18 protein-coding genes are annotated in these 18,527 nt (G+C 57.9%); 8 read left to right on the forward strand and 10 right to left on the reverse strand.

Annotation, left to right across the window (positions count from 1 at the left end):
- Nucleotides 1-129: 129 nt before the first annotated feature.
- Together DM813_RS11515 and DM813_RS11520 are read right to left on the reverse strand one after the other, a co-directional pair.
- Nucleotides 130-651: an HIT family protein gene (locus tag DM813_RS11515; protein WP_128323522.1), complete on the reverse strand. Its 522-nt coding sequence runs from the start codon at nucleotides 649-651 to the stop codon at nucleotides 130-132.
- A gap of 5 nt (nucleotides 652-656) precedes the next feature.
- Complete coding sequence (locus DM813_RS11520; RefSeq protein ID WP_128323745.1) at nucleotides 657-1,106, reverse strand: GNAT family N-acetyltransferase; 450 nt, start codon at nucleotides 1,104-1,106, stop codon at nucleotides 657-659.
- Nucleotides 1,107-1,301: 195 nt separating this feature from the next.
- Here DM813_RS11520 and DM813_RS11525 point away from each other — a divergent pair, with 195 nt between their 5' ends.
- The gene (locus DM813_RS11525; protein ID WP_128323523.1) at nucleotides 1,302-1,556 is read left to right on the forward strand and encodes a hypothetical protein; all 255 of its coding nucleotides are present in this window, start codon (nucleotides 1,302-1,304) and stop codon (nucleotides 1,554-1,556) included.
- Between the two features lie 407 nt (nucleotides 1,557-1,963).
- On the opposite strand, the gene DM813_RS11535 is transcribed toward DM813_RS11525, so the two are convergent.
- Nucleotides 1,964-2,839 (reverse strand): LysR family transcriptional regulator, encoded by an 876-nt coding sequence (locus tag DM813_RS11535; RefSeq protein WP_128323746.1) that lies wholly within the window; start codon nucleotides 2,837-2,839, stop codon nucleotides 1,964-1,966.
- Nucleotides 2,840-2,960: 121 nt separating this feature from the next.
- On the opposite strand from DM813_RS11535, the gene DM813_RS11540 reads away from it, so the two are divergent.
- From DM813_RS11540 to DM813_RS11550, 3 genes are all read left to right on the forward strand, one after another.
- Entirely contained in the window at nucleotides 2,961-4,067 is a 1,107-nt protein-coding gene (locus tag DM813_RS11540) for a tRNA-dihydrouridine synthase (protein WP_128323524.1), read from the forward strand.
- 520 nt (nucleotides 4,068-4,587) lie between these two features.
- Entirely contained in the window at nucleotides 4,588-5,043 is a 456-nt protein-coding gene (locus tag DM813_RS11545; RefSeq protein ID WP_206617375.1) for a DUF5990 family protein, read from the forward strand.
- Between the two features lie 349 nt (nucleotides 5,044-5,392).
- A complete protein-coding gene (locus DM813_RS11550) occupies nucleotides 5,393-6,433 on the forward strand; it encodes a DUF1254 domain-containing protein (protein WP_128323525.1) in 1,041 nt (346 codons plus the stop codon).
- Here DM813_RS11550 and DM813_RS11555 read toward each other — a convergent pair.
- Together DM813_RS11555 and DM813_RS11560 are read right to left on the reverse strand one after the other, a co-directional pair.
- Complete coding sequence (locus DM813_RS11555) at nucleotides 6,426-6,821, reverse strand: DUF6632 domain-containing protein (protein ID WP_128323526.1); 396 nt, start codon at nucleotides 6,819-6,821, stop codon at nucleotides 6,426-6,428. The two genes, DM813_RS11550 and DM813_RS11555, sit on opposite strands and share 8 nt — an antisense overlap.
- Before the next feature lie 36 nt (nucleotides 6,822-6,857).
- Nucleotides 6,858-7,367, reverse strand: a complete 510-nt coding sequence (locus DM813_RS11560; RefSeq protein ID WP_128323527.1) for a DUF2938 domain-containing protein — start codon at nucleotides 7,365-7,367, stop codon at nucleotides 6,858-6,860.
- Between the two features lie 79 nt (nucleotides 7,368-7,446).
- On the opposite strand from DM813_RS11560, the gene DM813_RS11565 reads away from it, so the two are divergent.
- Nucleotides 7,447-7,887 (forward strand): helix-turn-helix domain-containing protein, encoded by a 441-nt coding sequence (locus tag DM813_RS11565; RefSeq protein WP_128323528.1) that lies wholly within the window; start codon nucleotides 7,447-7,449, stop codon nucleotides 7,885-7,887.
- A 332-nt stretch (nucleotides 7,888-8,219) separates the two neighbouring features.
- On the opposite strand, the gene DM813_RS11575 is transcribed toward DM813_RS11565, so the two are convergent.
- The 5 genes from DM813_RS11575 to DM813_RS11595 all read right to left on the reverse strand — a co-directional run bounded on the left by DM813_RS11575 (nucleotide 8,220) and on the right by DM813_RS11595 (nucleotide 15,670).
- On the reverse strand, nucleotides 8,220-9,638 hold the full coding sequence (locus DM813_RS11575) for a DUF1254 domain-containing protein (protein WP_128323529.1): 1,419 nt from the start codon (nucleotides 9,636-9,638) through the stop codon (nucleotides 8,220-8,222).
- Nucleotides 9,639-9,898: 260 nt separating this feature from the next.
- The gene (locus tag DM813_RS11580) at nucleotides 9,899-11,239 is read right to left on the reverse strand and encodes an alpha/beta hydrolase (RefSeq protein ID WP_128323530.1); all 1,341 of its coding nucleotides are present in this window, start codon (nucleotides 11,237-11,239) and stop codon (nucleotides 9,899-9,901) included.
- A 391-nt stretch (nucleotides 11,240-11,630) separates the two neighbouring features.
- Nucleotides 11,631-12,980, reverse strand: coding sequence for an MFS transporter (locus tag DM813_RS11585; protein ID WP_128323531.1), 1,350 nt, complete (start codon nucleotides 12,978-12,980; stop codon nucleotides 11,631-11,633).
- A 96-nt stretch (nucleotides 12,981-13,076) separates the two neighbouring features.
- Nucleotides 13,077-13,829, reverse strand: a complete 753-nt coding sequence (locus DM813_RS11590; protein ID WP_128323532.1) for a TorF family putative porin — start codon at nucleotides 13,827-13,829, stop codon at nucleotides 13,077-13,079.
- Between the two features lie 98 nt (nucleotides 13,830-13,927).
- Nucleotides 13,928-15,670 (reverse strand): amidohydrolase, encoded by a 1,743-nt coding sequence (locus tag DM813_RS11595; protein WP_128323533.1) that lies wholly within the window; start codon nucleotides 15,668-15,670, stop codon nucleotides 13,928-13,930.
- A 103-nt stretch (nucleotides 15,671-15,773) separates the two neighbouring features.
- On the opposite strand from DM813_RS11595, the gene DM813_RS11600 reads away from it, so the two are divergent.
- From DM813_RS11600 to DM813_RS11610, 3 genes are all read left to right on the forward strand, one after another.
- A complete protein-coding gene (locus DM813_RS11600; protein ID WP_128323534.1) occupies nucleotides 15,774-16,691 on the forward strand; it encodes a LysR family transcriptional regulator in 918 nt (305 codons plus the stop codon).
- Between the two features lie 38 nt (nucleotides 16,692-16,729).
- Nucleotides 16,730-17,866, forward strand: coding sequence for a polyamine ABC transporter substrate-binding protein (locus tag DM813_RS11605; protein WP_128323535.1), 1,137 nt, complete (start codon nucleotides 16,730-16,732; stop codon nucleotides 17,864-17,866).
- 94 nt (nucleotides 17,867-17,960) lie between these two features.
- Entirely contained in the window at nucleotides 17,961-18,515 is a 555-nt protein-coding gene (locus tag DM813_RS11610) for a YdeI/OmpD-associated family protein (protein ID WP_128323536.1), read from the forward strand.
- Nucleotides 18,516-18,527 lie beyond the last annotated feature (12 nt).

The raw sequence follows: 18,527 nt of genomic DNA on the forward strand, positions 1-18,527 counted from the left end.
CACAAGGGCATGAAAAAAGGCCCTGTCCATCGCTGGCGGGCCTTTGAAGTTCGTCTGCTATTGGCTCACGAGACCTCGCACGCTCCGCTTTCAGCGGTCGTGGTGGTGGTAGTCGGGGTGAGCAAATACTTAGTCATGGATAGACCCTAGCAATTTCGCAGCACACTGACCAGCAAATGCCGCACGAAGCGCCGTAATGACCTGGTCAACCGATTGACCCTGAATTGCTGGCGGTTCAGGCCGCTCGCAAAACTCTCGCCATACGAACAGAGTCAGCTCCGCACCATCCGTTTGCGGTACATCGCTCTCGACCCAGCCGAAGTTCTGCAGAGCCCTGTAGCGTTCATCCTCCCAGAACAACGCCTCTACCCACGGGTAAACCGGAATGAAATGGAAGTGGATGGAGTGACCGGCGTCGTGGCCGAAACGGCCGATGTACAAGCGTTTGGGTTGCAAAAGGTCTTCGACGATTTTTTGCGTTTGCGCCAGCAATACACCCAGCTCTGCCTGCGCCTCGATGGGCAGCGCAGCCAGCACGTTGGTCGGCGCCTTTGCGCTCAACATCAAATACCCGGGCAGCGCACTGTTGATACGATGATTGACGACCCAATGCCGGGTTTCGTGGATGATGAAGCGAGATGGCATGTCCATTCCGGTCAGCTCAGTGCGCGGCGCTTTTCAAAGCGCACATCCCGGGCATCGACAGCCCCGCTCACAGTCCATCCAAGTCGCCGATAAAAGCCGTTCGCCCGTATCGTTTCATCGCCATCGGTGATCAGGTAAATCACCTCATGTCGCTGGAACAGTGCTGCTTCGGCCTGATGTAGCAGTAGCTGGCCGATGCCCTTGCCTTCATGCTGCGGGCGCACGAACAGCGCGAACAATTCCCCTTCGTCGTGATCAACCATGACAAAACCGGCAGCCTCTTGCTGCCATTCGGCAATCCAGGCGCAGGGGGCTTTGTGCATGGCATCGCGCAGTGCATCCGCAGTAATGCCCATCTCGTGCAGTTGTTCACGGGACAGATGGTTCTGCGTCACGCTGGTACGAATGTCGAACAGCAACTCGATGTCGCTGGGTGAGGCCAGGCGCAGGGTTGTGGTCATCATGAAACGTCCTTGTTGATGCGGGTGTGCCTGGCAGCATAACAATTCGCGTCAGCAAAAAAATGATGCTTACCCACTGCCCTTTTAGGTCCGAATGACAGGCGTCGCCTGGATGAATGGCAGTCCCTCGGCCTGCGGGACGTTCGGAAATCAGCTGTACTTAATATTCGACATCGAGCGGCTGGAGATCAAATCATGAGCGCGCACAAGACGTTTGGCTGGGTAGCCATGATTGTTCTGCTGGTGGCGAACGGGGCAGCCTGGGCGGCCACCGACCGCGCCGAGACGCGTCGGGCTGCGCGCGATGTCCGGCAGGAAACGCGCCAGGATGCGCGTGAGACGAAACAGGACTGTCGAGCGGCCGATGCCCAAAGCAATCCCCGTTGTCGGCAGGACAAGCGGCAAACGAAGCAGGAAGGCCGTCAAAAAGCCCGGGATATCAAGTACTGAACGAGGACGCTCGAACGGCGGGCATGAAGCTCTCAAAGCACCTTGCACAGGTATGGCGTTAGCTGCTGTTGAGCCTGGTCGCTGAGAAGCCCGACTGTGACTTCAATACCAGCCTGGCGGAGCATTTCGATGCCTGCTCCAGCGTTACGCGGATCCGGGTCAAGCATTGCCACATGCACGCGGGCTACGCCTGCGCTGATCAACGCCAACGCACACGAAGGCGTTCGGCCGAGGTCAGTCAGAATTCAAGGCGATGATACCGCCGCTTTTGGTCGGTAGCTGTCCTCCACGAAGGGCCGCTTTCGACCCAAAGCTGCCGGTGGCGAAAGGAAGCAATCGGCCAGAAGCGGACGCTCCTTTCAATGGCTGGTATAGCACACAAGTGGTCGTGTCATTGATGTTCGGGCTCAGGAATTCAGCACTGCCTCCAGATGCATAAGGAATACTCTTACTCTGTGTGGCACATGCTGGCGAGTAGGCAATATCGCGGTGATGAAGAGTTGCTCCGGGCTGACATCCTCCAGTTCGACCAGACGAAGGGTTCCAGCATCCAGATCATCAAGGACGTCCCAGTACGTAAGCATCGCCACCCCCAAACCTTGCCTACTTGCCGTGCGCACCGCCTCGACACTGTTTGCCGAAAAAACGCCCTCCGCCCTCATGGCAACCGCTTCACCGTCACGAATGAATGGCCAGTAAGGCATTCCATGCAAAGCGATGCGGCGGTGGCTCAATAGTGCGTCCATCGTAGTTGGCACTCCATGACGCTCCAGATACATCGGACTGGCACACAGCACTCTAGGATTCGGTGCGAGGGTGCGCGCGATCAAGGCCGAGTCTCGCAGGGTCGCAATGCGAATTGCGACATCGATCCCGAGCCCGACAATATCCACGATGCTGTCCGACAGTGTCAGATCAAGGCGCAGTGCCGGGTGTTCTGCCAAGAGCACGGGAATCAGCGGCATGATCACTGACTGTCCGAATACGGTGGGCGCAGTTACCTTCAAAACACCGCTGGCAGTACCAGCATAGGATTTCAAACTGACCCTTGCTCCCTCGCTGGCTTCCAACAGCGTCGTTGCAAAGGGGAGAAATGTTTCGCCTTCAGCTGTCAACGACACGGCGCGAGTTGTTCGATGAAACAGCCGAACCCCTAGCTCGCCTTCGAGAGCTGCCAGTCTGCGCGACACTGTCATGGGTGCCAAGCCGAGTCGTCGGGCGGCGGCTGACAGGCTGCCACTCCCAGCAATGGCGCTAAACACTTCCACATCCGGGATCTGCATCATTACATCCATTTGTGATAAAGCGGCTTATCGTTGTTGCTGGCTTCTCAACACTTCGGGTCAAGCTTACTGTCCTTTACATCGATTTTTAAAGCCTTTCGGATAAATGAGGACTGACCACATGATTGACTACAACCAGCAGATTTTAACTCCCTATGATATTGGCAACCGCAGATTGAGGAATCGTCTTGCTGTCGCGCCCATGACGCGTGTCAGTGGCACCGAGGCGGGCCTGGCAACCGCTGAGATCGCGCGTTACTACGAGCGATTTGCCAAAGGGGGATTTGGCCTGGTCATTACCGAAGGGCTGTACACCGATCAGAAGTATGCTCAGGGCTACCCCTTCCAACCTGGGCTCAGTGATGTCGAACAGGCCAAGGCGTGGCGCCGCGTGACAGATCTGGTTCGTGCCCACAATGGCTCAGTATTCGCTCAACTCATGCATGCTGGAGCGCTGAATCAGGGCAACCGTTTTGAAACGGCTACCGCTGCACCCTCGGCTGTTCGACCAAAAGGAACGCAGATGAAGTTCTATTACGGTGAGGGACAGTACCCGCTACCCCAGGCGATGAGTGACGAGGACATCGCCGATGCCATTGCGGGATTTGCACAAGCCGCTGTGCTGGCCACGCATACCGCTGGATTCGACGGTATTGAAATCCATGGGGCGAACGGCTACCTGCTAGACCAATTTCTGACTGACTATACCAATCAACGAGACGATCGCTGGGGCGGAAATGTACAGGCACGGATTAGACTGACATTGGAAGTCATCAAGGCAGTCAGGGCCGCTGTCGGCACGCTCGCTCCTGTCGGTGTGCGCATCTCGCAAAGCAAGGTGAACGACTATGAACATAAGTGGGCAGAAGGCGAAGCTGCCGCCGAGGTCATTTTCGGCTCGCTGAAGGACGCAGGTGTGGACTTTATCCATGTGACGGAGTTTGAGGCATGGAAACCGGCATTCATCGAAGGAAATGCAAGTCTGGTTGAGCTGGCTCGCCGGTATGCGTCCCAGGTTGCGATCATCGCCAATGGGGGGCTGGATGTACCGCACCACGCTGAGCAAGTTTTGCGAGACGGCGCCGATATGATCGCGCTGGGCAAAGCGGCTCTTGCCAACCCGGATCTTCCCAGTCGCCTGGCAACTCACACAACCCTTGCCGAGTTTGACGCCTCGATTCTGGGGCCGATTGCGAACATCAAGGACAGTGAATTGGCGTTGGCGTGACGACAGATTGAAAACGGTCGAGCGGACGTCATGGATGTCCGCTTGTGCCTAGCGTCATCCAAACGAAAGACCGCCAAGGGTCGACTGCCGTCCTTCGAGCCGGGCAGTAATCGGCCAAAAGCAGTTAGTCATGGCAAAAAACAACTCGAAGCAATTTTTAGCGCTGTCCGTTCTGCTACGCTTTTGATATTTCCGATGGATTCGGGAATCACTCACGAAACTCAGTGAGGTAGCGAGGCAGATTGACTGTGGCTACCGTCTTCATCACGATGGAAGCAGCCATTCACTGGATCGGTAATACCTATCCAGAGCAGGCACCCGCGCTACAGCTACAGCTACAGCAGCTGGAGGCATGTCCTAAGCTATTCACGACAGTTCGAAATACGAAAATCCCAAGCTGATAATGAACGTACTGCTGTCTGGTATCACAGCAAGGTCAGCTGAATGGATATTCAACACCCCTCGAGATGTTACGCGACAGCAATGTCACCTAATAATAGTTACCCAACAGAGGTCCATCTTGAGCAAAGACAAGCCAACTCAGACCGTTCGCATGAGGGTCATTGTTGTCGCGCCGCCACCTGGTGTCCGATTCGCTGTTCAACGAGGTAGGTCGGAGCTACTTGAACCGTCCGCAGAGAATGTCGATGCTATTCAATTCGACTTCTCGCTTCGCTTGGGATCACCTCTACCGGAAGGTCCCAATTTACTTGGTGAGTTTGCGCAGGGCTCGCCCTCGGATCGCTTCGTCTACGTCAACTCAGGCACCCTTGCAGGCCAAACCGAGTCCTGCTGGTCACGTCGTGCAAAGCTGAAACTGGCCTCCATTCCGCACTCAATCGTCGAAGGTGCCGCCACTAAGGCTGAGGCAATCATCGAGGTTCGCGTTCCCGGCACCATGGGCGATGGCGGGCCGGTTTGCGCCTCAGTGAAGCCGCAAACAGTCGTATGGCGCCTTGTGCAGAATATTGCTTAACCCTTCCATCGAGCTGACTTGCCCCGGCAGGGCGGGTCATGCAGCTCATGTCAAACGATCCTGTTGAAAACAGTCGACCCATGGTTTGCGTATCGGAAAAGTACGCGCCTGAGAGCGAAATTTTTACTTTTGGTAGAGGCTTCTCTGGACTCGGATTTCACGAAGCAGATTGCAAAAAGGCGTTTTAACCAGACAATGACCACGCAATTTGGGGCGTTTGCAGCCCTTTGCGAGAGGCAGAAATCGGCCAATAGCAAACATCCTCTTGGCCCTCCTCCGACTATAGTGTCAAAGCTAATAGCTCAACACCGCCTTTGAGCAGGTCACTCGGCTGACTGGAAAGAACCCTATGAAGCAGAACGCTGTTGTCCCCCTTCTCGCATGCGCTACGGTCACGTGGATGCTCTCGGCTCAAGCCAGTGAAGTGGCGACCCTGCCAGGCGCAACGCCAGTGACGGTCGATAACTTCGCACGCGCCGAGTCAGACATGTACATCGGCTCATTGGCAAAACAGGGGGGCCTCGGCAAGCTGCTTCATCGTCGCGAAGCCGCCGACATCGAACACCAGACCGTCATACGACTCAACCGGGACACCTTATATACCTCGGGCGTTTTCGATCTCGACGCCGGGCCGGTGACCATTACACTGCCCGATCCAGGCAAGCGTTACATGGCGCTGCAGATCATCAATGAAGATCACTACACCCCCAATGTTTTCTACGGCGCAGGTACTCACACCCTAACCCGCGAAAACGTTGGCACTCGCTATGTGGTCACCGCTATCCGCACGTTGGTCGACCCCAATAGCCCGGACGACATCAAACAAGTCCACGCGTTGCAAGACGCCATCCGAGTGAGCCAAAAGAACCCTGGCGCGCTGGAGCTGCCACAGTGGGAAGCCACAAGCCAGAAGAGAGTGCGAGATGCGCTGCTGGTATTGTCTTCGACCATCCCCGATTTCAAAAAAGCTTTTGGCACCAAGGCAGACGTGGATCCTGTTCGCCACTTGTTGGGTTCGGCTGCCGCCTGGGGAGGAAATCCAGACAAAGACGCGACTTACCTGAACGTGACGCCGGTTAAAAACGACGGAAAAACCGTGTATCGCCTTACCGTCAAAGACGTTCCCGTCGATGGCTTCTGGTCAGTCAGCCTCTACAACGCTGAAGGTTATTACGAGAAGAACGCGGCAAACGCCTACACGTTGAACAATCTGACTGCGAAAAAATCGGATGATGGCTCGATTACCATCCAGTTCGGTGACTGCGAGTCGAATCGTCCCAATTGCCTGCCGACCATGAAAGGCTGGAACTACACCGTAAGGCTGTACAGGCCCAAAGCCGAAATTCTCAATGGATCGTGGAAGTTTCCCGAGGCCAAACCGATCAATTAATACTCGCTGGATTCGACCCGTTGCGAGCGGGCGTCAGGATGGCCAAGGCAACCGCCACGATGAACAGCGCTGGCACGTCACCCACCAAGTGCCCCATTTGCCCCGGCTGGGTGACAGCCTGGACAGCCATGATGCCGCCGTGTACAGCGCTAGACCACACGGTGAACCAGATCAGACTCAGATTGGCTAGTGGATCCCGTGCGGCCAGGATCAAGAACACGCCCAGTGTGGCGTATAGGCCAACGATCATCATCGGGTAGTCCGAGTGACCGGTGTGCCAGGCCCAGCCAGACGGCCAGAACAGCATAAGTGGGTAGAGAGCAAGGCACGCAAGGCCTGCCAAAACCAGCACAACGCGCAAATACCTGAGGCGATCGACGACGGTCATGACGAACTCCTCTTTGGTCTGACTTCATGTTATCCATTAGCATAGCGGAGCCGGAAATAGCCGGATCAATAGCCACCCGGCTACAAAAAGCCCGACCCCAAACGTCAGATGAGCGATGACGCTTCTGCGCCTTGCCCTGTTCGGTGCCGCTGTTCTCGAAGCGGCGATGCCAAAACCGAACGCAGGCTGCATGATGAAGAACGGTGCAACCACACTGATCGCACCCGTCATCAGCGCGGGCATCAGCGAGGGGTTGCAGAACCAGGTAAGCCCCTGAGCACCGAAGAGCATCATCGCAAAGACGCTGCCAGTGATGTAATGAAACACCCAGCCCACCAGGCGCTCATTGCGGACACGGGGCGCCGTCACAATCGAGGCGTGACGAAACCGCCCTTTTAGCATGTGGCCCAACCAACGGCCGACGAGCCCATAGTCAACCGACGCCATGCCAAATACCCGCGCTTGAATAAACGCCGATACATCCATGATCAGCGTGGCCCCCATTCCAACGAACAGAATGCGCAGTAATGCCTCACCTACTCCCATGGTATTTCTCCTTGCCTTCAGCCTGAATTGGCGGTTTGATCCAGGCAGTCTGCAAGTTCAAGTCGACTTGAGGTCAAGCATGAAAGAGATGGATATCGGTGAAGTGGCACGACGCTCCGGTGTGCCGTCTTCAACCCTGCGCTACTACGAAGAAAAAGGTCTTATCCACTCGATAGGCCGTCGTGGCCTGAGCCGGGTATTTCGTGCGGATGTACTCCAGCGGCTGTCGTTGATTGCGCTCGGTCAATCTGCAGCGTTTTCACTGGACGATATCGCCGCCATGCTGGGTGCGGGCGGTCAGCTAGCCATCGATCACAAGCGGCTTGCAGAAAAGGCTGACGAACTGGACCGCACCATCGAACACCTCAGTGCCATACGCGACGAGCTTCGTCGTGCTGCGGCGTGCCCTGCTCCCCGTCATATCGAATGCCCGACGTTCCAGAAAATGCTGGTCGTTATGGGTACAGGGGATATCAAGAGAAAAGCCGGCAAGGGCAGTCTACGCAGACGAGGCGCCTGAAACGGTCACATGCCGACTTCTACACTTACACCTTTTTAGTTTTTTCTTTGGTGTCCTCGTCAAGGAGGTTTCGAAGTGACTCAAAAAGAGGGTCACTGTCTGTGTAATTTTTGCCATAGGCCAGATTGAATGAATGCTGCGTCGCCCTGCAAATGAGTTGGATGAGTGGATATCGAGGTCGATGATGCCCTGGAGATGGCGGAGCAGACTGAGGTGTAACTCCTCCCGGCGCCTTCTTGGCGGCGGCTACCGGCCAGAAGCGGTCGTAACCTCATCATCTGTCGTGGAACAGACTGATGAGGTTATATCTCCTTACGCCGTTGACCGTACGGTTACTTAATCTTGACTACCTGCGGCAACGGCCACTGCCCATTCAGGATGGCATCCGAAGGCTGGTACAGGCGCAGAAACAATGTGAAAACTCCATCCGGTGCGGGTAGCCAGTTGCTGGCGTTTTCGCCTGTCGGCTTGTCGTGTGAAATCACGATGGTGATTGAGCCGTCGGCCGCGGTCTTCAAGCCTTTGGTGGTGGGGCCGATCTTGTATCGATTGATCGGATTGTCGACCAGCAGTTTATCGGTCGCCTTGTAGATCGTCAGTGACCAGAATGCATCGACCGGTGGTGCAGAACTGAGCTTGATTTCGTAAGTACCGCCGTTGCTGCCGTCCAGAGCTTTACCGGCACTGTCAGCAGAGCGCGTAGGGTACATGGCTTCTTTCTCGCCCTGCCCGCCCAGGTAAGGGCCAGCAACCATGGCGCGTAGTGGATACTTGTAGCCGAAGTCGTCCAGGCTGGTGGCCCATGTCCATCCGTTACGGATCACGGCATTGCTGGTAAGCGACGAGTAGGCGACGCTGGGGCCATCTTTCAATCCATCGGCGATGCCTTTGCGTGTTGCTTCCGGCAACTTGCTTGGATCAAAGCCAGCATCCGTCAAACCAATACGCGACAGCTGGCCATACAGGGCGGTATCCACCGGTTTGACGGGGTTGTCCTTGAGGGCGGCCGCCAAATGTGTGAAGAACCCTTGAGGATCATCACCAATCGCTGGCAACGGCGGCAGCGTTTCGTCTTTGTGAGGTTTGCCACTCAACGGCGTGAGTTCGAATTGCTTTTGCAGTGCCGTTACTGGGGCCATGTCTTCACCCTCGATGACATGTAGCCGGCCCCAGAGCCAGACTTTGGAGGTGCTAACGTCCAGGCGTTTGGCATCTTTGGGCAGCTCGCCTTTCCAACCAGGAGGCACCAATACGAACTTGCCAGCCTTGGTTCCCGTGGAGCGACGACCAATGTAATGCTCCAGTTCTTGCCACATATCGAATACATCGACCACGTAGTATCGATCATGGGTGTCGGGAACGGTCAGCACGTAGGGTTCGGTCAGGTTGACGACAGCGCTCATGTACAGGGTGTCGTTGTTCGAGGTCGGCATGTCCTTGACCGAAGGGTCTGCGAGTGATTTCGCCCAGCCGATCTGGTTCAAAGGCGCCCGGTAGCTGGTGGCGGGTTGCGGTTTGGAGACATCAATGTAATCGCGAATTACTCGCTCCATTCGAACCAGCGGATAGCCCCAGATGTAGCCGTTGATGGTTTGGCTGTAGCCATCTGCTTCCAGGCCTTTTTGAATTGTCTCGGGTGTAGGAGGCGTGGATATCAGCGGATCAGGAAAGTTTCCATCCGCGTGTGCCTGACTGGCTAATATCATGCCCAGTGCCAACGTTGTGACCCCACGCCTTACAAAAAAGCCCATGGTTCTCTTCCTCTTTTGAACATTCCAAGTGGCAACGAATCACCCCGACCATTAACAGTAGTCGGGATTTTTTATTCGGGGCCAAGCAAGGATCCAAAGTGAGAAAGCGCACTACTGGAGCGGCTCCAGCCCGCCCATTACCGCCCTATTGTCCAATGACTGCAAAGGGTCGATAGCAGTCGCTTACCAATGACCGTACTCGATCCGATACGGTCGTCCAGCAGTCTACCGAGTGAGGAGGTGAAGCATTCGCCGCCCAATCAAATGTGATAGATCATGCTCGGGTCCAGCCAAAGCCATATGGCGAGCGCCATGAGCAAGATCCAGGAAACGACGCGGACGAAGATCGACGCGGACTGCCGCTTACCCGTCTCTGACCCAGGCCCGACGACTGACGTGAACAATTCTGGCGACTCGATCCACTCGGCGATCTTCTCCAGAACGACTTGGTCGTTGTAGAAGAAGCTGTGACGTTTTCCTGGTTTGGCCCGGCTTCGCGCCATCCAGAACGACCACTTTGGACCGAAACCGGGTGATTTTCTGTCATGAATATCCAGCAACCAATTCAGCCAAAGAGACATTTCTCCATAGCCGTATTGGTGAAGTCTGATAAGAGGCCAGAGGATCATCAGGCCATGAAGCAAAATAGACAACGCAAGCACCCATAAAAGTCCCCAGAACTGAAATGTCACAATCCCGTAGATTGAGTTGATCAGAAATCCAAAGACGTCCGGAGTTCTTTCATAGAACAGATACAAGCGTTTCAAAAGAACGGCAAAGCCGAGCACGAATGAAATATAAATAGCCGGCCGAATGGCGTAAGACAAAACGTCGTGGGCGAAATGCGCGAGCCCACCTAGGCCACGCAGTATTCGCAGGTATATGCGTGCTTCGTCAAAGTCGACGGAAATAGCAAATAGCCTTAGGTCCCATAAAAAGCAATAGGGCTCGCGCATAGAAGCGTAAAGAATACGCTGCTTGGCCCTGGCTTTCTTCAAGGGGGCAGCGATTAACGCGCGCAGAGAACTTTTTCCCAAGCGCAGCTTGGTGGAAAACAACACAAGCCCAATGAACAGGAGGAGACAGAAAACATCGACTGCACTGATTGCAGTGATTGCGTTGACTGCGTCGTACGCTAAGCTCACCACTCCCAGCAGTAAAAAGGCACCTGTCCACAGCCCTACGAGCCAAAGGTTTCGACCAAGTTTAACGATTTCTTCATACACACGGACCGGTACTCTCAGGTCTCGTCGCCGGGAGTGAATGAAGGGAGTGCCTAGTGTAATGACGCCACTTAAAGAGCTTCGAACCCGTTCGTTTTCACATGCGTGAAGTGCGATCGTTCCACCGTGACTGTGCGCAATGATGAAGTGCTTGGCATCTGGATGTTCTTGATGTTGCTGCAGTAATACCTGGACAATGTCATCCGATGCCTTCAAACGCCCCTTATGTGTGTTGATCCCGGGCCATTTCGGCGCAGTGATGAGGCAGCCAGGAAATCGGCTCTCCAGGAACCTCCACATCAATGAGTCGGTTCGGATCCAGGCGGCTTTCGGACTGAACGTTCCGTGGATCAACGTAAATACAAAGGGCGGTTTCATGCATCTTCCCCTGAATGACCGCCGGGTCCGTTAGCGATGCCAGGCTGGTGATCCTCAATCGAGTCAATGTCACAGAAATAACGGTAGACGATCCTCTTAAGCAAAAAGGTGAGTCTGACGAATGAAGGCTGTTTGTCACTCAAAACGGGGGTGACATGTAACTGGTGCCGTTTGCCGATTCCTATCCATGGTGAGCGTCCGTTTCTGGCCGGGAGCAGACCAACAGAAGCGACTGCCTTTAGTCGATTGCTGCCACTATTGTCGGGGAAATATGCGAACTTCGACCCACCTCTCGCGCCACAAACCGGATTGCCCCACCGCAGTCCCGCCACCCTCCCCCAGACACCGCACAACCAGCGACCACGCTGGCTGAGCGGCTTGGCATCTTTTTTCAAGTTGCGTCTGTATGACTGACCAGCCCCTTGATCAGAACCGCGGCCGTTGCCAGGACTGCCGGCAGCACCAAGGCGGCGAGCACTTGCTCGAAACTCCAGCCCATCCCCAGCAGTGAAGCTCCGGCCCAGGCGCCGAGGATGGCACCGAAACGGCCGATGCCGAGCATCCACGACACCCCGGTGGCGCGCATCTGGGTCGGGTAGAAGCGCGCGGCCAGTGAAGGCATCGCCGATTGCGCGCCGTTGATGCACATGCCCGCCAGCAGTACCAGGCTGGCCAGCAAAGTGACCTGGCTCAGGCTCTGGCCCACGCAGTAGGCGAACACCCCGGCCAGCAGGTAGAAGCCACCGATGACCTTGTGCGGATTCCAGCGATCCATGGCCCAGCCCACAGCCACTGCGCTCAGCACGCCGCCGAACTGGAACAGCGCGCCAATGAAGGCGGCCTGCTCCAGGCTGGCGCCGCCGTCGCGCAACAGGGTCGGCAGCCAGCTGGTCAGCAGGTAGACGATGACCAGTCCCATGAAATAGGTCAGCCAGAGCAGCAAGGTGCCGGCGCTGTACTGCCCGGTCAACAGCAGGCGGAACACGTTGCCGCCCTGCACCGTCTGTTGCTCCGGCACGCTAAAGGCATGCGCCATGGCAACCTCGTCCGGGGCGATCGGTGCCAGCACCTTTCGTACGTGTTTCTCATCGCGATTGCGTACCACCAGAAAGCGCGCCGACTCGGGCAGGCGAAACAACAGCACCGCAGACAGCAGCAGCGGCAGCACGCCACCGAGCAGCAGCAGGCTGTGCCAGCCATAGGCCGGAATCAGCTTGGCCGAGATGAAACCGCCACTGGCCATGCCCAGGTTGAAGCCGCAAAACATGCTGGTGACCAGTAGCGACTTGTGGCGTTCGGGGGTGTATTCGGACAGCAAGGTAGTGGCATTGGGCATCGCTGCGCCCAGGCCGATACCGGTGAGCAGGCGCAGTACCAGCAGTTGCTCGACCGAGCCACTGAAGGCCGAGAGCAGGCTGAAGATACCGAACAGCAGCACCGCCGTTACAAGCACCAACTTGCGGCCGAAGCGGTCGGCAAGCGGCCCTGAGCCGAGGGCACCGAACACCATACCGATCAGCGCGGTGCTCATCACCGGGCCGAGGCTGGCGCGGTCTATCCCCCAGTCCTGACTCAGCGCCGGGGCGATGAAGCCCATGGCCGCCGTGTCCAGGCCATCGAGAAAAACAATGAGAAAGCACAGCAGCACGATGCGCCACTGATAGCGCGACAAGGGCTGGCGGTTGATAAAGGACTGCACATCCAGACTGGAGGTGCCGGTAAGCCGGGTAGCATTGTTCATGGAAAATCCTGTAGTGCTTGTTATCGCGCCGGGCATGCGTAACGGCGGTGCAGTGGACCAGGGCGCAGCGGGCCCTGGTGCCTCTTTGCGCAGCGCTTAAAACTCCTTGCGCACGCTCGCCACCACGGTGGCGGTACAGACGTCGTCGAAGCCGTAGGAGCTGGCGCATTCGGTTTTCGACAGGTCGGTATCGATGTAGCTCAGGCCCCAGGTCACGCCCAAAAAGTCACGAGTGATCTTGGCTTCCCACTCGTGGTAGGAATCTTTCGAGTCGCCGCTCGACGACCAGAACATCGGGTCTTTGAAGTCCATCCGGCCATAACGCAGCTCCAGGCCGACCTCGAGCGGGAGCTGGGTCTCGTAGCCGACCCAGCTGTAGAGGGAGTCCTGGTCCTCGCCGTGGATGGTGGGCGCATCGCTGGAGTAGAAGGCTGCCACCTTGAAGCCGTAGGCGCCCAGCACCGCATAGGTCTCGGACTGGTTGAAACCGCTGGTTTTCGGATAGGCATACTTGATGTAGCCGAGGTCCAGCGACAGCGCTTCTGTGGGCTGCCAGTACCAGCCGCCGAAATAGTCCACTTCCTGGCGGGTGTCGATATCGAAGCCGAAATCGACGTTGGAGGTCCAGGCACCTACATACAGGCCGCTGGAATGGCCCAGTACAACACCGGCCTGCAGCGCCGGGTCGCCTTGAGTCTGCGAAATACCACGCGTGCGATAGTCGCTGGCGGCGGTCACGTCGAGTTTCAGGAAGAAATCATCATTGAGCGCCAGCGCCTGGCTCTGGGGCGCGATGGCACAAAGTCCGGCCATCAGGGCGATGCTGGCTGCTAGGTTGTTGCTGTTCATGGTCGCCTCGTTTTTTAGTTGTAGTTGGCAGTGTTTCGGGCAATAGGGGGCCGCACCCCGCCCCATTCCCGGGGCAAGATGGGGTGTGTCTCAGGGGGTTACTTGGCGGGGGTGTAAACCGGCTGACCGCCGAAGTAGGTAGCCAGTACCTGTGTTTCACTCACGTCCTTGTCACTGACCGTGAGCACGTCGCGATCGAGGATGACGAAGTCGGCTTGCTTGCCCTTGCTCAGGGAGCCGATCTGCTGCTCCAGGCCGATGGTCTTGGCAGCGTTGATGGTGTAGGCGTACAGCATGGTCTCGCGGTCCAGGCTTTCTTCGGCGTTCAGCACGCCCTTGGGGCCTTCGCGGGAAGCGGCCTGAGCGATCGCCAGCCAGGGGTTGGGGCTGGAGACCGGCCAGTCGCTGGCGCCGGCGATGGTCGCGCCATGCTTGAGCAGCGAGCGCGCCGGGTACTGGTAGCGATACGCTGCCGAGTCGACGTAGGGCTTGACCATATCCAGGGTGTACTCGTCGCCGGCGGCCCACAGCAGTTGCATGGACGCGATCACGTTGAGCGGCTTGAAGCGGGCGAACTCCGTCGGGTTGACCAGCTGCAGGTGGGTGATCGAATGGGTGATACCACTGTTGCCAGCCTTGCGCGCCTGCTCGATGCCATTGAGCGATTCACGCACGGCGCGGTCGCCGATGGCATGGACATGCACCAGCCAGCCGCGCTTGTCGGCCGCCGTGACCAGCTCGCCGAAGTGCTGCGGGTCCAGCAGCAGCTCGCCGCTTTTGTGACTGTTGCTGTAGTGGTCGAGCAGTGCCGCACTCTGCGCCGGGTACTCCAGCACGCCGTCGGCGAACACCTTGATCCCGGGCAGGGTCAGGTTGGGAATGCCGGTGAACTGCTGGCGCACCTTGTCGATGGTGTCCAGGTCGGCCGGGCGGCTTTTCGGGTTGACCACCAGCAGCGCGGCCACGTGCGCGGTCAGCCCGCCTTTCTCCGCCAGCGCCTTGTAGGCCGGTAGCACGCCGACGGTTTTCTCGGTGGGCTTGATGGCGAACATCGCTTCGCCGGGCGCACCGTTGGCGGCCGGGTCCATCCAGGCGGTAATGCCGAAGCTGTTGTTGTAGTGCACCGCAGCTTCGGCCGCGCGCAGCAGGCCGGCGGCATCGACCGGTGGCAGCACGGCGGCGACACGGTCCCAGCCCGCGTCCACCAGAAAGCCGCTTGGCTCGCCGTTTTTCAGGGTGCCGATGGTGGCGCTGTCCGCCTTGCTCAGGCCGGCAACCAGTGCCTTGTCGATTCCCGCACGCTTGAGCATGGCATTGTTGGCCCAGGCGGTATGGTGGTCGCCGCCGACGAAGACGATCGGGGTGTTTGCCCACTCACCGTGGTTGAAACGCTCGCCGAACGCCTGCGCCTTGGACCAGTCGCTGGAGTTCATGCCCACCACCTGGAGGAACTCACCCAGCTTGGCGCGGCCATCAGCGCGCCAGGTGCGCAGGCGCTGTTCCAGCTCGTCGACGCTGACCGATTCGCCCTCCATGTTCGCCGCCGCAAGCTCCAGGCCGCCGAACACCGAGTGGGAGTGGGAGTCGATCAGGCCAGGCGTGACGCGCTTGCCTGCCAGATCGATGACCTGAGTGGCGTTGTCAGCGAAGCCACGCACCTCGTCGTCGCTGCCCACGGCGACGATTTTGCCGTGGTCAACGGCGATGGCCTGAACCTGGGGGTTGGCCGGGTCGGCGGTGAAGATCTTGCCGTTGACCAGTATCAAGTCTGCCGCCGCCATGGATTCCGATGAGGAAAAAGCGACTGCCAGTGCCAGTAGCGCCGGAACGAACCGAATCATGTGCTGCCCTCTTGTAGTTGTTGGCGACGGCGAGACTATCTGTGTCATGCTATTTCCAGAATGGCCACTTCGCTAAAAAGCTTTTTGCCAGTTTGGAAAAAATATGGACACGCTCGGTGCGATATCGATGTTTGTTGCCACGGCTGATCAGGGCAGTTTCAGCCGTGCGGCAGAAATGCTGGGCAAGACGCCTTCGGCCCTGACCAAGGCCGTCAGCATGCTGGAAAAGCAACTGGGTACCCTGCTGTTCGAGCGCAGCACCCGGCGCATTGTGCTCACCGAGTCGGGCCGCCTCTACCTGGAGACGGCGCGGCAGGTCTTGCGTAGCCTGCATGAGGCCGGAGAAGAGATCAGTCAGCTGCATCAGGGGCTGTCCGGCACGTTGCGGATGACCGCGCCCCTGGCCTTCGAACGCGCCTTTCTGGGCGAAGTGTGCGCGGGTTTTCTGGAGGAATACCCGGATATCCAGTTGCGTGTCGAATTGTCCGATGACTTTGTCGACCTGATCGAGGCCGGCTACGACCTGGGCATCCGTCAGGGGCGCAGCGATCTGCCGGGGTTGATTGCGCGGGTGGTCGGCCAGAACCGCATCTTCCTCTGTGCCAGCCCGGAATACGTTGCGCGCAATCCGCTGCCGCTGTCGCCGCACACCTGTAACCAGCACGACTGGTTGAAGTACCTTCACCCCGCGCTGGATATGAAGTTCTGGTGGGTCCAGTCGGAAGCAGGGAGGATTCGCCTGCCCTATCCGCAGCGGGTCCGCCTGGAAAGCGACAGCTATGATTTGCTGCTGCAGAATGCGCTGGCCGGGCGCGGCATCCTGCATACACCGCAATGGAGTGTGGACAGGTATTTGCGCGATGGGCGCCTGGTGCGGCTGATGGAGGATTACGTCATCGGGCCGGAGGCCTTCGGCGATGACATTCTGGCGGTCTATCCCAGCCATCGCCGCGCCAGCCGCAAGGTGCTCGCCTTCGTCGATTACCTGCAGACCCATCTGTCACACCTCAACAGTGCCTGACTCAGGCTGCAGCAGGTACCCGTTATGGCGCAAGCATCATGAAACCTCCATTCGCACGGGCAGCGTCTGCCCGCTGGGCCAGTACGCTGCTGTCGATGCTGGTGCTGTGGGCCTCATTCGGCGGCTACTGCCACGCCGCTGGCAACGTCAGAGAGCTGCGGGTGTACAACTGGGTCGAATACCTGCCGCAGTCGGTGCTGGAGGATTTTCAGCGCAGCACCGGGATCAAGGTCACCTATGACGTGTACGACACCGGTGAGGTGCTCGAAGCCAAGCTGCTCGCAGGTAACTCGGGCTACGACATCGTCTTCCCTTCGCACAACCAGCTACCCAAGCTGATCAAGGCGGGAGCCCTGGAGCCGCTCGACAAGACCCGACTGCCGAACTGGTCGCACCTGGACCCGGCGTTCCTGGTGGAGCTGGCCCGGATGGACCCGGACAACAGGTATGCCGTCCCCTACCTCTGGGGCACCACCACCATCGGCTACAACGTCGAAGCGGTGAAGAAGGTGCTGGGGCGTGACGTTTCCGAAACCGAGTCCTGGGGGCTGGTGTTCAAACCGGAAAACATAGCGCGCCTGAGTGCCTGCGGCGTGGCTTTTCCGGACTCCGGGGCCGAGGTTTATGCGCTAGCGCTTAACTATCTGGGACTGGACCCCGCGAGCACTAAGCCGGATGACTATTTCAAGGCGCAACAGCTGCTGATGCAGCTACGTCCGGGAATAAAATATTTCCACTCTTCGCGCTTTGTGACCGATCTCGCGTCCGGAGATATCTGCATCGCAGTCGGGTATTCGGGCGGGCTCATGCTTGCCAGGAGTACTGCCGAGGCGGCGCATAACGGCGTGCAGATAGCGATCGCATCACCCCGCGAAGGCGCATTGATGTGGGCCGACAACATGTCCATCGCGCAGGGGGCCAAGCACAAGGCGGAGGCAGAAGAATTCATCAATTACATCCTGGAGCCCAGGGTCATTGCCAAGATCTCGATGGAAATTGGCTACGCAAATCCGAATGCAGACTTCTCCGCCTATGTTGATCCTGCGACGGCTGCAGAGAAAGGTCTTTTAATCTCGGCCCAGGCACGTAGCGGTTTGTTCTTGCAGCAGCCCATGCCACCAAAGGTCGATCGGTTTATAACTCGCCTGTGGATGGGGCTTCGCAATGGGAAGTGATGCAAGGTGTGCAGTGCCTGGCGGTTCCAGAGATTTCCTTCTGTACTGAGTCTTTATCGTCGCTGAGCCTGGCGTAATAGCTGGAGGCGTTGCCATGAAAGCAATCGATGTGAAATCCCGATTCGAAGCAACGCTTCTTCGCCCGGCAAAGCCTGAAGACGGTAGGTCGTGGGCGTTCGTAGTACTGCCAAAAGACGCGAGCGAGCAGCTTCCCAGGCGTGGAAGGACATCCGTTGAAGGCACGCTCAATGGGCACCCTTTCCAGGCAACCCTCGAGCCGGATGGCCAGCTGAGCCATTGGCTGCAGATAAGTACAGCGCTGCTCGAAGCCGCAGGTGCGGCCGTTGGGGATCTCGTTACATTTGAGCTGGCCCCTGTGAAGCAGGAGCCCGAGCCCGACATCCCGCCAGACTTTCAGGAGGCGCTGGCAGCCGCGCCTTCGGCGCGTTCAGTCTGGGACAGTACGACCACCCTCGCACGCGTCGACTGGATTCACTGGATTACTTCAGCCAAGCAACTCAAGACGCGCGCAAAACGCATCGGCGATGCCTGCGACATGCTTGCATCGGGCAAGAAGCACGTGTGCTGTTTCGACCCGTCCGGTTACTACAGCAAGGCGTTCCGTGCGCCTGAGGCAGAACAGTTTTAAAAGAATGATGCT

It is taken from the genome of Pseudomonas alkylphenolica (assembly GCF_004025535.1).
Classification (GTDB): domain Bacteria; phylum Pseudomonadota; class Gammaproteobacteria; order Pseudomonadales; family Pseudomonadaceae; genus Aquipseudomonas; species Aquipseudomonas alkylphenolica_A.